The sequence below is a fragment of the Ruegeria sp. CG1 genome (assembly GCF_056537265.1).
The window spans coordinates 582,442-596,702 of record NZ_JBQFRF010000002.1 but is presented as its reverse complement, the minus strand read 5'-3'; the positions used below and the strand labels follow the sequence as shown (position 1 = coordinate 596,702).

Annotated in this window: 12 protein-coding genes; 4 read left to right on the top strand and 8 right to left on the bottom strand. The window is 55.9% G+C overall.

The features are described 5' to 3' along the window. The first annotated feature begins 62 nt into the window (after positions 1-62). The 4 genes from ACR0AU_RS08345 (at position 63) to nadC (ending at position 4,392) form a co-directional block, all read left to right on the top strand. Positions 63-944, top strand: a complete 882-nt coding sequence (locus ACR0AU_RS08345) for an NUDIX hydrolase (protein ID WP_170561666.1) — start codon at positions 63-65, stop codon at positions 942-944. A 77-nt stretch (positions 945-1,021) separates the two neighbouring features. Then, entirely contained in the window at positions 1,022-1,993 is a 972-nt protein-coding gene (nadA, locus tag ACR0AU_RS08340; protein WP_170732793.1) for a quinolinate synthase NadA, read from the top strand. Next, the gene (locus tag ACR0AU_RS08335; protein WP_480795539.1) at positions 1,990-3,528 is read left to right on the top strand and encodes an L-aspartate oxidase; all 1,539 of its coding nucleotides are present in this window, start codon (positions 1,990-1,992) and stop codon (positions 3,526-3,528) included. The genes nadA and ACR0AU_RS08335 overlap by 4 nt, the downstream gene beginning before the upstream one ends. 3 nt (positions 3,529-3,531) lie before the next feature. Then, positions 3,532-4,392 (top strand): carboxylating nicotinate-nucleotide diphosphorylase, encoded by an 861-nt coding sequence (nadC, locus tag ACR0AU_RS08330; RefSeq protein WP_480795538.1) that lies wholly within the window; start codon positions 3,532-3,534, stop codon positions 4,390-4,392. A 289-nt stretch (positions 4,393-4,681) separates the two neighbouring features. Here the strand turns inward: nadC and ACR0AU_RS08325 are convergent, their stop codons facing one another. The 8 genes from ACR0AU_RS08325 to ACR0AU_RS08290 all read right to left on the bottom strand — a co-directional run bounded on the left by ACR0AU_RS08325 (position 4,682) and on the right by ACR0AU_RS08290 (position 14,255). Continuing rightward, complete coding sequence (locus ACR0AU_RS08325) at positions 4,682-5,341, bottom strand: sulfotransferase (RefSeq protein WP_480795537.1); 660 nt, start codon at positions 5,339-5,341, stop codon at positions 4,682-4,684. A gap of 12 nt (positions 5,342-5,353) precedes the next feature. Next, on the bottom strand, positions 5,354-6,637 hold the full coding sequence (locus ACR0AU_RS08320; protein WP_480795536.1) for a glycosyltransferase family 2 protein: 1,284 nt from the start codon (positions 6,635-6,637) through the stop codon (positions 5,354-5,356). After that, complete coding sequence (locus ACR0AU_RS08315) at positions 6,627-7,574, bottom strand: hypothetical protein (RefSeq protein ID WP_480795535.1); 948 nt, start codon at positions 7,572-7,574, stop codon at positions 6,627-6,629. Before ACR0AU_RS08315 ends, ACR0AU_RS08320 begins: the two co-directional genes overlap by 11 nt. Before the next feature lie 751 nt (positions 7,575-8,325). Then, entirely contained in the window at positions 8,326-9,831 is a 1,506-nt protein-coding gene (locus tag ACR0AU_RS08310; RefSeq protein ID WP_170732789.1) for a M81 family metallopeptidase, read from the bottom strand. Position 9,832: 1 nt separating this feature from the next. Next, on the bottom strand, positions 9,833-11,476 hold the full coding sequence (locus ACR0AU_RS08305) for an amidohydrolase (RefSeq protein WP_480591314.1): 1,644 nt from the start codon (positions 11,474-11,476) through the stop codon (positions 9,833-9,835). Between the two features lie 3 nt (positions 11,477-11,479). Continuing rightward, positions 11,480-12,424 (bottom strand): ABC transporter ATP-binding protein, encoded by a 945-nt coding sequence (locus ACR0AU_RS08300; RefSeq protein ID WP_170407608.1) that lies wholly within the window; start codon positions 12,422-12,424, stop codon positions 11,480-11,482. After that, positions 12,421-13,401 (bottom strand): ABC transporter ATP-binding protein, encoded by a 981-nt coding sequence (locus ACR0AU_RS08295; RefSeq protein WP_170465722.1) that lies wholly within the window; start codon positions 13,399-13,401, stop codon positions 12,421-12,423. The genes ACR0AU_RS08300 and ACR0AU_RS08295 overlap by 4 nt, the downstream gene beginning before the upstream one ends. Next, a complete protein-coding gene (locus ACR0AU_RS08290) occupies positions 13,398-14,255 on the bottom strand; it encodes an ABC transporter permease (protein WP_170732786.1) in 858 nt (285 codons plus the stop codon). Before ACR0AU_RS08290 ends, ACR0AU_RS08295 begins: the two co-directional genes overlap by 4 nt. Positions 14,256-14,261 lie beyond the last annotated feature (6 nt).

The window sequence follows — 14,261 nt, the reverse complement described above, 5'->3', positions numbered from 1 at the left end:
AATTTGGGTTAGAACGCACATTCTAACCAACGCTTCGCGACATTCTACAAACAGGAAATTCCTTGCCAAGTGGACTAGCCCCTGCCGAACTGATCGCAATCCTAATCGCCGTGACTGATGATCAGCCGCGTGTCATGACCTTGCGTGGCGGTAACGCGCTACCTTCGGGACCGTTCGAATCTTCACACCGCAGCTTGCAAAGCGGCTTGCGGGCCTGGATTGAGGCGCAGACCGGCCATCCGGTGGGATATCTTGAACAGCTTTACACCTTTGCAGACAAGGATCGCGATCCACGCTCGGGTTATGCCGACAACTCTCAGCGTATCTCGATCAGCTATCTCGGTCTGGTGCGGGAGCAGGATACTACTGGTGCTGGACGTCCGGCATGGCGTAGCTGGTATCAATACTTCCCATGGGAGGATCATCGCGATCGCAGCCCCGAAGAACTACCACAAATTATCAAACGTATCTCAGCTTGGGCAGGGAGTGATCCGCTAAAACTGCAGCGTGTGGACTATCTGTTTGGTCTGAATGGGAAGACCTGGAACGAAGAGCTGGTTTTGCAACGTTATGAGCTTATGTACGAAGCAGGGCTTGTTGACACTCCTGAATTCGGTCGTCACATGGAAGCGGACAACCGTCGCATTCTCGCCACCGGCATATCTCGCTTGCGGGCCAAGATAAAATACTCTCCGGTTGTGTTCGAGCTCATGCCCGAAAGCTTCACCTTGCTGCAGTTACAGCGCACAGTTGAAGCGCTGTCTGGTCTACACCTGCACAAACCCAATTTTCGCCGCCAGATTGATCAGCAGGAATTGATTGAAGATACCGGCGAAATGTCCAGCGGCACCGGTGGTCGTCCGGCACGCCTGTTCCGATATCGGCCGGCCATTCTAGAGGCTCGCATGCTGTCGGGCGTCAGATTACCTCTCTCCCGGTCCTGAACCTCGCTTGACATAATCTCGAATCGAGAATAAGCATGACCTCAATATACTCGATTCGAGTATAAATGGAGAAGCCAATGAAAGATTTTCGCCTTCCAGACCTCTACGACCGGGTAAAGCAGATCATCCCGCAACCCGAATGGATGCTGTTTGAAGATGATCTGGAAGCCATCCTTGATCTCAAGCGTGAGAGGAATGCGGTCATCCTCGCCCACAATTACCAAACGCCGGAGATCTTCCATGGAGTTGCCGATATCGTGGGCGACAGCCTTGCGCTTGCGCGAGAAGCTGTCGAGGTTAATGCCGATGTAATTGTGTTGGCTGGTGTGCATTTTATGGCGGAAACTGCCAAGCTGCTGAATCCGGATAAGACAGTGCTGATCCCAGATTTGGGGGCGGGGTGTTCACTGGCGGATTCCATCACACCCGAGGATATTGCGCTTTTGCGCGAAGCCCATCCCGACGTTCCGGTGATCACATATGTAAACACTTCGGCAGCGGTGAAGGCGGCATCGGATATCTGCTGCACGTCGGGCAACGCAGTAAAGGTGGTGGAATCCCTCGGGGTGTCGCGCGTGTTGATGATCCCGGACGAGTATCTCGCCAAGAACGTCGCCAAAGAGACCGATGTCGAATTGATCGCATGGCATGGACATTGCGAGGTGCACGAATTGTTTACTCCAGCCGATATACGTGAAATGCGCGAAGCGTGGCCGGGTGTTACGGTCCTGGCCCATCCTGAGTGCCCGCCCGAAGTGGTTGCCGAAGCAGATTTTTCTGGCTCTACCGCAGTCATGTCGGATTTCGTCAGCGACAAAAAACCGACGCGGGTTTGCCTGTTGACCGAATGCTCGATGAGCGACAACGTGGCGCTGAACCATCCTGAGGTGGAATTCGTGCGCCCCTGTAACCTGTGTCCACATATGAAGCGCATTAGTCTGCGCAACATTCGCAACGCATTGGAACTTGGCCATCACGAGGTCACCGTCGATCCGGCCATCGCAGAAGATGCGCGCCGCGCGGTGGAACGGATGCTGGCAGTGAAATGATCGGGCTCGAAGGGCTTCATGGTCGAACTGCCATCATCGGTGGCGGCATCGCCGGGCTGACGGCTGCGCTGGAACTGGCTCCACAACCCGTAGTACTAATCACCCGTGCAGGGCTGGGCCAGGAATGTTCCAGCGCTTGGGCTCAAGGAGGGATTGCCGCCGAACTAGGCGCGGATGGTGATCCTGCGCAACACTTGGCCGATACTTTGCGAGCGGGCGACGGGCTGTGCGACGAAACCCTGGCGTCGGCCATTCTCTGCGAAGCGCAAAAGGCGATCACTGGTTTAGAGAAACATGGCGTTCGTTTCGATAGAACCGCCGACGGCACATATGCCTTGGGGCGCGAGGCCGCGCATTCCCGCCGCCGCATACTGCATGCAGGCGGCGACCGCACCGGAGCCGAAATCACATCGGCCCTTGCGAGTGCCGTGTTGCAATGCCAGTCGATCACTTGCTTGACCGGAGTCGAAGCCCGACGGGTGTTGACGCTAGACGGACACGTCACAGGCGTTCATCTGCAAAAAGATGCCCAAGCAGAGGTATTGCGCACATCTCAGGTCGTTATGGCGACAGGCGGTTGCGGCGGTCTGTTTGGTGTCAGCACCAACCCTTCAGGTAATTTCGGCCAGGGTGTCATGATGGCCGCCCGCGCCGGGGCAGCGTTGCGCGATATGGAATTTGTCCAGTTTCATCCCACAGCGCTGGATGCCAAGCAGACACCACTGGCATTGGTCAGTGAAGCCGTCCGGGGCGAAGGCGCAATTCTGATTGACCAAACCGGCAAGCGCTTCATGTCGCATATTCCGGGGGCTGAACTGGCCCCGCGCGACGTGGTGGCTCGTGCCGTGCATCAGGTCATATTGGAAGGTGGGCGAGTGTTTCTTGATGCTCGTGCCGCGCTTGGTGCCGAATTTGTCCAGCGGTTCCCTGGCATCCATGCATTGTGCGCAGCAAGCGGAATTGATCCGGCGCGCGATCCCATACCGATACTTCCGGCTGCGCATTACCACATGGGCGGTATCGCCGTTGATGAGCATGGAAGAAGCACTCTGTCAGGCCTTTGGGCCATAGGTGAATGCGCGGCCACTGGCCTGCATGGTGCCAATCGCCTTGCTAGCAATTCACTGCTGGAGGCGGTGGTGATGGGATGCCGCGCCGCAAATGATGTTGCCAAGGCAGAAATGAGAAACCTGTCATTTGTTCCTACAGTTACCGCTCTGCCTCGTTCTGACCCTAGCTCTGTCCGGCCTTTGGCTACAAAATTTCTGGGTTTGATCCGCGACGAGGTGGGATTGCGTCAAGTCATTTCAAAGTTGTCTCCGTTGGTCGAAACCGCTGCCTGCGCTTCTGACCCGGCACTAGTCGCGCTTTCGATCGCGGTCTTTGCCGATCTGCGCCGTGAATCGCGGGGCGGACATTACCGAAGTGACTTCCCCAATCCTGAGGCGAACGCGCAATCTCTTTTGATGACTCTGACCGAAGTACTTGCTCATGCGAGTTTGACCAGTCAGGAACCCTTTTTGAGGACTGCTTGAGAAATGACTATCATGCCCCTAGCCCCGTTGCCCCGAACGATGCTGGAGCCGGTGATCCGCCGCGCACTTGATGAAGATTTGGGCCTCGCCGGAGATGTCACCTCTTCGGCTGTTATTCCTTCGGATCATGTTTCCGAAGTTGTGGCTTGCGCGCGTCAATCCGGATGTATTTCCGGTCTGGATTGTGCTGAATTGGCTTGTGAGCTGATAGATCCGGCGATCAAAGTAATCCGCCATGTCGAGGATGGTGGGACAGTTGCGCCCGGCGCAGTGATCGCCACTTTCAAAGGGCCGTCGCGCAGTCTGCTGATTGCCGAACGTACGGCGCTCAACTTCTTGGGTCATCTATCGGGTATTGCAAGTGTGACTGCCGATATGGTTCGCCGCGTCGAAGGCACGCGTGCTGCCATCGTCTGTACCCGAAAAACAACGCCCGGTTTGCGGGCGTTAGAGAAATACGCTGTGCGATCAGGCGGCGGCATGAACCATCGCTACTCCCTAAGTGACGCGGTGCTGATCAAGGACAACCACATCGCCATAGCCGGGGGTGTCCGCCCAGCCTTGACTCGGGCCAAAGAGACAGTCGGTCATATGGTCAAGATCGAGATCGAGGTCGACACGCTGGAGCAGTTGGCCGAAGCACTGAAAATCGGTGTTGATGCGGTGCTTCTAGATAACATGGATCCAAGAACCTTAAGCGAAGCTATAGGCATGATTGATGGTCAAGCCATTGCCGAAGCTTCAGGCGGGATAACCCCAGATAATGTGCGGGCTGTGGCGAACACCGGTGTTGATTTGATTTCTATGGGCTGGATCACCCACAGTGCACACTGCCTCGATATTGGTCTGGATTTTGTGCTCTAACAGCACCAAGAGTAAACCAACAGTTACGACGCTCATTGCCCAAATTGTCGAAATCAACGGCCTTTCCAAAAGATTGCCAACGGCAAGAGCATCGCGCGCACCTTAGGAATCAAGGCAATCAAAAGGTGCGCGGCGGCGCAGCCTGCCTGTTCAGTCTTGTCACTCCGTTAGCCAGCTAAGCTGGGCAAGTTTTAAGTCGCATTCATTCGTCAGAGAGTTGGCGACCGAACCTTTCGTTCTCGCCCACACTCGATTTCTTATGCTGCTTAAATAAGCAGGCCATGACATCTCAATTCGGAGAAACCGCATCGTCGGCGTCATTGCCTCCGGACGTTTTACCCTCATGGCCGAAGAAAGTCGGATCAGTCTCAAAATCAGGCGCAAGGAACTCGGACATCTGGTCAGGGCTGTCTGTTTCTATATTATATATCAATAATTTATCCGGTTGGTCCTTAAAAAAATCGGGCACCTCCTGATGATGCCGGTCCCATTCTTCTGACCAATGATCAATTACCTGATCAACCGACTCGAAATTCATACCCTTACGATAACGCTCGGCATAAAACCCATTGCCATGGTTTCGGCGACTTGCGATCCACCTGTCTTTGTCTCGAGTGTTCAATATGAAATAGGAATTGGGATAATATGCCGCGAGTTGACGAAAATAACGGCAACCTTCAATCACGCGTGAGCCGCTCACCATCTGCATGTCGGTGTAGCCGACCCAACGGTCAATGCCATTGAGCGGCGCATAGCCATACTTAAGATTGTTAGCGAGCGAGCGGGCCAGATTGCCACGCTTGAAGTGAACCGTCGGAATGCCGTTGTTATCTAGAAAGGCGGAAATCGACCTTGTGCCGCACTTGTTGAAACCGACCTGAAATATCCGCCGCGTACGGCCTGCACGAGTAGACAGATATTCAGGATGGGTTTTTGATGATTGCGGCACGAAGGAAGGCTCCTACTCGGACTCTGCGGCGGCTTTCTGGTTCGCGCGCATGGCAACTGAAATAAGCTGACGGGCCGTATGCTCCGTCAGAGGTGTGGTTTGGCCAGCCATCATCAGGCGAGCAAAAAACGCGCGTTCAGGTTCTGACTCCAAAAGTTCCTTAAATCGCTTGTGCCGCCATTCGCAGGCCTTGTCATGTAGCTTCTTCAGTGTGGCATCTGATTTTAGCTCGGTAACCCGAGCAGCCCGTGCCGATTGGTAGCGGGAAATAGAGACGTCCTGATCGCTGTTAAAGTTGTAATCGACCCAATAATCCATGCCGATTTTCTCTTTGAAATGCACCCCACGTCCACGCGCACGTTTGAGCAGAAAGGAGTCCATCGCGCCCAAAGCATAATGGTTAAGCTGAACCCTCATGGTCGTATCTTGCGTATAGTTGGAAAATACCCGCTGGCGGCGATGATCGCCACCAAGCAAACGGCCTGATCCATCATACCAGCGCGCCTCATCCACGCGGGTCTGATCAGGCGAAATTGGCCGATGAATGCCTGGTTTATGGTAAATCCCGTTGTTGCGATAAAGCGTTTTGAACATTGAGGCGCGCCAGGGCCAAAGGATGGGTTTGGGGGCGCAGGAAGTGAACTGTTCGGTCACCGGCGCATCTTCAAAATAAACGATCCCTGCATTTCCGAATAGCCGCCAGGTGAGCGTGATCGCATCCGCCTCGGGTAGGCTATGGATGAGCGCGTTTAATGAGCCGTCGCCAATATGGATATTTACAAACTCATCAATATCGAGCGCCAGTATCCAGTCTGCTTCTTTCAATAGAGGATGTTTGGCGGCTTGTTTCATAGCCTGCCACTGTACGCTCTTATCAGGCTTGGCTTCATGGCTGACATGAGTGATTTGCCCCATCTCTTCGAGTCGGTGCAACATCAGATCGGTGCCATCCGCGCAATCATTTGAGAAGATCAGAAAATCAGTGAAACCAACCATCTGATGATGGGCGAGCCATTCCAACAGGAACGCGCCTTCATCTTTGACCGTCAGGATCGCTAGCTTTCGTGTCATTCTATTCCTTTGATCCGACGCTTCAGTCTGGTGATCCGCCAGACCGCATGTCATGTGGTGCTCATTGAGAATAACGGTTTTGCAGATGTTCTGAACTGCGAATTTCGCGTAGGAACGAAAAAAGTACAGCGCGGCATCATGTTGCCAACTTGGGTGATTTCCAACTCGGTGGTAGGTGGATCTAAAAGGCTGAGAGTGAACCGGATAGAGGCACTTATTGTTCAATTAGCCGTCGTAGCCCGACGGCTCCGTTTTCAAGTGCAGATCGGCGGTAAGACTTCAGAGCTACCTGCAGATCGCTGAGTTCTGCATCACTCGCCTCTGAAATGCGGGTCAGGCTTGCCTCTAACCCATTGTCAGCAATCAGCATTGGTGGTCGGTAACAGGCCTCTGACCAGCGGTCCATGACGATCGGCACACAGAATCCACCCGAAGAGGACAGGGCAGATGTGATCTTGATCCGTTGATATTGTTCATAGTCAAATGGCATGAGCGGATGTATCACCTGAGCGCCCGCCAGTGCGTTAAAATACGCGGCATGCCCCACCTGCCCGCTGTCGTCCAAAGGCACGCACGTAAAACGCGCGTCAAGCTTTCGGTCCTGGATCTCACTTTCAACCTTGGCGCGATCTCCGCCTCCTGACGGCAGAATGAACTGCAGATTCTGAAAGGCGTCCGGTCGATTGCCAAGAAGATCCAGCAGGCCAGGGTAATCACGTGTCCGCATGTTAACGTTGCCGGGGATCACGACCTGACGCGGCTGGCCCAACTTTGGTTCCGGATCATCGATCCAATAAAACGGCTCCAACGTCGCGATCCTGTCCATATGGGCTTTGCCCACCCGGCTGATCCATTCAGCCGTGACATGTGCACTCAGGCTGATGTAGCGCGCATTTGGCATCTGAAGCGTCTCGCGCAGGGGTGCCATCTGGCTGAACTGATCCAGATTATGCAGGACCATGATCAATGGCTTTTTCACTCCATGCGCCCAGCTTGCCGCTTTTGGACGACTCAAAGAGGCCATGAGGACGAAGTCATGTTCGGCCGCTTCAATTGCAGCCATAGTAGACTTGATATGTTTTGGTGCATCCGCAGCCCGGTAATCCGGCGTGCTTATAGGCACATACTCAACATCAAATTCCAATCCCGGGACCAAGGCCATGATATCTCCGCGCAGCTTTAAGATCCGGCGATGCAGAAAGATTCGTGGTCGGTACCCGTTGGCATTACAGGCGGCCACCAAGCTGGGGATGACTTCTTCATGGCGCGGTTCAAATTGTACAATTGCACAGCGCTTCATAGTTTCTTCCTGTTGCCTGGGTTGCCTCGGGCACTCGTTTTCGGTTTGACCCTGTGGAAGTTGTCTATCGATAGCTACACTTGCCGTCTACATCCAACGCCGAACAGGCCGGATCTCAGACCAGATTGTTTGAGCGGAGGTATCCGGTGTGATGGTATTTCCCAGCGTTGCGGTTTCGTTCACTATTCCGATAAAAAGCGGGTTTTAGCAGATCATCACAATCTGGGTCTGTAACTCCGCGGGTCTCGCGTAGATGACTGGCGTGTGATTTGGGGAATAAGGGCTCAAGACGCGCTATATGTGCGCCAGCCAACCAATATAAGTCAGACATATTCACCGCTCGATTTCGAACCGTGAATCGCGCTAGCAAGCTCCGTTCGCTGGGTCGGGATTTGCCGCAGGGTTACTCTATCAAAGCTTGGTCGTAACAGGCTTGGGTTTCTGCCGAACAGAAGCGGTGTAAGCCCTATATTCTGTAGGCTTGAAGCGAAAGATGACGCGGCAATGTCAAAACGGGAAGCGAGAAGTTTCCAATCTCTTAGTTCACGAGCCGGGTCTCAATGCAGTTTCTGCGCCTGCTATGTCGATTGCGAGCTGCGATGCGGGTGGGAAATCAATGGTTTCTGGTTTTGGGTCCACTTGTTTCGATGCGGCGTTTGCCTGCGATGTTGTAGTAGGGGATCTGGTCCAGATCGCAGAGAAAGGTGCCTGGAGCGGCAACGGCTTTCACGTCGCTTGCGATGGGTTGGAAATCCGCCCGGAAATGTGTGGTGCTTTTGACACAGATCACTGAATAGGATGTGGGATTCAGGCCGATATGGGTGAAATGAGCGCGGTCTAGGCATTGGTTGCGCACACTGGTGACGACCAAGTCTATCTTCGCGCCAGACTCTATCATCCTCAGAGCGGCCGTTTTGCCAAGCGTCGCGATGCCGCCTCCGTACATCTCACCTGAGTATCGGCAGATGCCATCTCCGATGGCCAGAACTTCGAACTTTGCCTCAACGGGGTGGTGTCCGGGCAGACCTGATTTTCCGCCGATGGCCAGGTTCAGTTTTGCGCCTTGGCCTGCACGATGCGCTTTCTCTGCGCTTTCGGCGTCGTGGAAGAGACCCATCAACACCTTCTGCGCGTCCCCCTCTATCAAAGCGGCCAGAAGTCCGGTGGTATCGGATGTGCCGCCTGCGCCTGCGTTGTCCTGTACATCCGCTAACACGAGCGGTTTGTCGCGATGCGAACGACAGGCCAGAACGGCTTCGTCCAACGACAACATAGAGCAGTCCACATCAGGTTCTCGGGCCAGAAAAAGGTCGACAATTTGATCTACTGCGGCGGTCGCTTGCGCGGCACTGGTCGCGTAGGCAACGCAGGACGGACCAGTATCGGGATAATCCGCCGCAGTAAAACCCAGCGCGATTTCTGCAAAGACATGGGTATGTTCGAACTGGGTGGGCATCTGATAAATCTCATCAAACGGTGCGGCCCAGGTGTATTGCGCGTGCAATGGGATCAAATAGGGCACCTGCCGGAAGGCTTTGTGCAGTTTCTCTCCGGCCAGTAGCCTTTGCAGAACCGGCACACATCGCGCGCCGGTTTCGCCCATATCGAGGTGCGGGTACGTGCGGAAAATTGCCAGATAGTCCGCCTGCGAGATCATCTGGTCAGAGATATTGGCATGCAGGTCCAGGCTCGCCACGACCGGAACGTCCTGCCCTACCAGATCACGTACTCGGCGCAACAGTTCTCCCTCACCATCGGCAAGGCTTTCAGTCACCATGGCACCGTGCAGGTCGAGATACACTCCGTCCAGCGGTCCCGCGCCGCGAAGGCCATCCAAGATCATAGTACATATCTTCTCGAACGCGTGATCCGTGACATGAGCGCTAGGTTCTGCCGCACACCACAGGATTGGGAAAAGCTCGAAACCTGCCTGGTTCGCGGCGGAAGAAAACCCGGCGATGGGTAGGTTCATGCCTTTGGTGTCTGCGATGACACGCGCGCCATGCAACATTTCGGGCCAGGAATCTGCCATCTCGAACTCGGGCAGACCCGCTTTGGTCGCTCCGAAGCAGTTGGTTTCGTGTTGAAATCCGGCAATGGCAATGCGTTTGGCTGTCATTCTAAAATTCCAGTTCTTTTCTGGATTTGGTGGCGCCAAACACAATCTGTCCTCGCCGGATGGTTGCAACAATCGATGTGTCGAGCAGCCGTTCAGGATCATCTAGGGGATTGCGAGAAAGGATGGCGAAATCTGCCAGTTTTCCGGGCTCAATCGAACCGCGCTGATCTTCTTTAAACACTTGCCACGCCGCATCGATAGTTTGTGCCCGAAGCGCAGACAGTACGCTGATCTTTTCCTTTTCACCCAGTTGCCGGCCGGACGCAGTCAGTCGATTCACCGCGCAATGCGCCAGATGGATTGGCCGCGTTGGCGTAACCGACGCGTCATTGTGGATCGTATAGCGTACACCGTATCGTTCCGCAGTTGCGGCTGGCGAAATCCGTTCAGAGCGTTCCGGGCCGAGGAAGGTATCGTAATGTCGGTCCCCCCAGAAATGCACATGTGCTGAAAAGAAGCTGACAGTTATTCCAAGCCGCGCCATGCGGTCCAGTTGATCGTCGCGCAGAACCTGGCCGTGGATGATTGTATGGCGGTGATCGTCTCGCGGATGCGCTAACAAGGCCTTGTCCACCGCATCGATGAACATCTCGGCCCCGGCATCCCCGTTGCAATGGCAGTGGATCTGAAACCCCATAGCGTGTAGGCGGAGAACCTCGAAATCCATGTCGACCTGCGTGGCATAGATCATGCCACAGGGGTGATCGGGGTCCAGCGACTTGTGGTAGGGCGCAGACAGATAGGCAGTCTGTAACTGGAATGCGCCATCGGTAAACAGCTTGCGCGCACCCAGCGTAAAATGTGGGTTGCCGGGCCAGTTATCGTCGATCCAGCCCTGGCTCAGAGCCGGTTCCAGATCGGCAATTGGCAATAATTCCAAATCAATGCCGGGATCCTGATCGGCACGAAGGCTGGCAAAGTGGTCGAGCATAACCTGCGATGCCCAAGCGTTCTGTGCATAAGTTACTCCGTGGGACAAATACTCATCACGGCAGGCGTTGAACCCTTGCCAGAACCTGTCCCGGCCGATCAGAAAATCAGTATCGCCCATTTCGCCCATGGCCAACAGCCCTTCGACCAGCCCCGTCAGGGCGCCGGTATCGGGGTCGCGGCCATAACGCCCTCCGGCCGGGTCCGGGGTGTCGCGATTGACGCCATGCAGCTTCAGCGCCATCGAATTGGCCGCGCCGTTGTGACCCGAAGCATGCAGAACCCAGATTGGATGCGCCGTTGAGACATCATCCAGTTCGGCCCGGGAGGGCATGCGGCCTTCTGAAATGGCGGTGTTGTCGAACAAAACGCCCATCACCCAATCGCCCTCAGGCGTCTCTTCGGCCCGGCAGCGCAGCTTTTCCAAAGCTTGCGCCATATCCATACACGCGCCGCGCGGAGGTGATGCAAGATCAACCCGAAACAGCTGGATGAAGCCGGGATCTGGGAAGTGGCCGTGCGAGTCGATGAAGGCTGGGATCAGGGTCTGGCCAGCTAGGTCATATACACCCGCATCGGATGACATCTGCCGCCGCAGCGTTGCTTCGTCCCCCACCGCAATGATGACATCGTCCCGCACCAACACCGCCTCGGGTCGGGAATTGTCGGCGTCCATCGTCAGGATGGGACCGCCAAAATAGAGTGTTTCCCTCATCCTTTAGTGACCCGGAGCAGGCGCACCCGACAAGGGTGCGAGACAGCGCAGCCCGTGGCCCGCCGCAACCTCCCATTGCGGTGTCTGTGTGCAGATGTCTTTGGCAAACGGGCATCTTTCGCGGAACTCACAGCCCGACGGGCGTTGCAAGAGGCTGGGCGGCTCACCTTTGAGCGCGATCCGTTCAAGGCGCGCATCGGGGTCCGGCTCGGGGTTGGCGCTGAGCAGGCAGCGGGTATAGGGGTGGCGCGGATCGTCGAAGATCGCCTCGGTCGTGCCTTCCTCGACCAGTCGACCCAGATACATAATGCCCATGCGGTCTGCCACGTGGCGCACCACGTTCAGGTTGTGGGTGATGATCACCATCGCAAGGCCCAGGCGTTCCCGCAGGTCATTGAGCAGGTTCAGCAGCTCACCCTGTACCGAGACATCCAGCCCTGCCGTTGGTTCATCCGCCAGGATCAGTTTCGGCTCCAGCGCCAAAGCGCGGGCGACACCAACCCGTCGTGCCTGGCCACCGGACAATTGATAGGGATAGCGGTCCGCGAAATGCACCGGCAGGTTCACCATTTCCAGCAGACGCTTGGCTTCGGCATCCAGATCGCGATCTTTCATGCCCTGAATGCGATAGGGTTCCGTGATCAAGCTTCGGATTGTCAGGCGTGGTGACAAGCTGCCCACAGGGTCCTGAAACATCATCGCCATGTCCTTGCGCAGTGGGCGCATGACCCGTTCCGGCGCACCCCGTATCTCCTGCGTGTCAAACACGACCGAGCCGGCTTGCGCCGGGGCCAGACCAGCAATCGCACGGATGACAGTTGTCTTGCCCGAGCCGCTCTCGCCGACAAGAGCATAGGTTTCGCCAGCTTCGACCTCAAAACTGACGCCAGCCAGCACGTTGACAGGGCCATAGCTGGTTTGCAGGTCGTGGACGTTCAGCAGGCTCATGTCGCGGCCTCCTCATGGTTCAGCCAGCAGGCGGCGTGATGCCCTTCTTTCAGAAGATCCAAGGGGGGAACGTCCATTGCACAGCGCGGCATCGCCTGGTCGCAGCGGTCGCGGAAGATACATCCACCGGGCAGGTTGGCCAGATCGGGTACTTCGCCCGGAATGGTTGGCAGGACCCGTGCGCGTTCCTTGATATGGCCCGGGTCACAGTCGATTAGACGGCGCGTGTAAGGGTGCTTGGGATTGTGAAAAATCTCGCGCACTTCACCGCTTTCGACAACGGCGCCTGCGTACATCACAACCACTCGGTCGCACAGTTCCGCGATCACACCCAGATGGTGCGAGATAAATAGGATGGCGCAATGGAATTCGCGCTGCAGCTCTTGCAGGCGTTCGATGATCTGCACCTCAAGCGTGGCGTCCAGCGCGGTGGTCGGCTCATCCGCGATCAGCAGGTCGGGTTTCGACATCAACGCCATGGCAATCGCGATCCGCTGCCGCATCCCGCCCGAGAACTCATGCGGGAACTGCTTTAACCGAGCCTCTGGGTCCGGGATACCGACAGCCCCCAGCATCTTTGCCGCATTGGCCAGTTTTTCCTGCTTACTAGCCTTGGACCGGTGCTGAATATCGACCATCTGCTGGCCAATGGTCAGAACCGGATTGTGGGTCTGCATCGGGTCCTGAAAGATGATCGAGATATCGGCCCCGCGCAAATCCCGCATCCTGCGTTCAGGCACTTGCAACAGATCCTGCCCCTTAAAGCGTATTTCGCCTTGCCGGAACCGCGTGTTCGGTGCGGTCAGCCGCAGGATCGACGAGATCAAGGTTGATTTTCCGCAACCAGACTCACCGACAATACCCACGATCTCTCCTTTGCGGATGTCAAAGGTGATATCCCGCAATGCTTTGAGATCTCCGCGTGCCGTTTCATAATCGACGCTGAGGTTCTCGATTTCCAGAAGAGTTTCGGTCATCGCTGTTTCCTCAGTTTGGGATCAACCACGTCGCGCAGGGATTCCCCTAAAAACGTAAAGCCCAGGGTTGCCAGAATGATCGGCAGACCGCCGCCCACCACCAGCCAAGGTGTCTGTCGGATCAGGGAATACCCGTCCTTCAGAAGTGCGCCCCAACTGGGGGTTGGGGGCTTCACGCCAAGCCCGAGAAAGGACAGCCCCGCCTCAAGCGCGATTACCGTCGGGATGTCCATAGCAGCCAGGACGGCCAGAACCCCCACGATATTTGGTAGCATGTGCACACCCAAGATGCGGGCCATGCTGGTCCCCATCGACCGCTCGGCCAGAATGTACTCGGAATTGCGCAACGTCAGGGTCTGCGTTCGCGCCACACGGCCATAGGTTGGGATCGAAGTCGCCATCACCACGAACACAACCGTTTGCAAACTGGGACCGACCAGGGCCACAACGGCCAGCGCGAACATCACGGTTGGGAAGGATCGGATGGTGTCAAAGAACAACATCAACAGGTTGTCGAGCCATTTTGGCCCATACCCCGCAATCATTCCCAAGGTTAGGCCAATTACCATCGCACCAAAGACCGCAGGCAAGGCGACTTTCAACGCAACCTGACCGCCGGCAATCACGCGGGAAAACGTATCGCGGCCAAGTTGGTCCGTACCCAGAAGGTGCTCGGCAGACGGGCCTTGCAACCGGGCTTTGATATCCATGGCCACAGGATCATAGGGCACAATCCAATAGGCGAAAATCGCACAGAAGACGATGGTGCCGACAATGACCAAACCAATCAGACCCAGAGGGTCGCGGGCGACGCCGACAATGATCTGACCAAGTTCAGAACGAGATTTTTCCATTTCGGC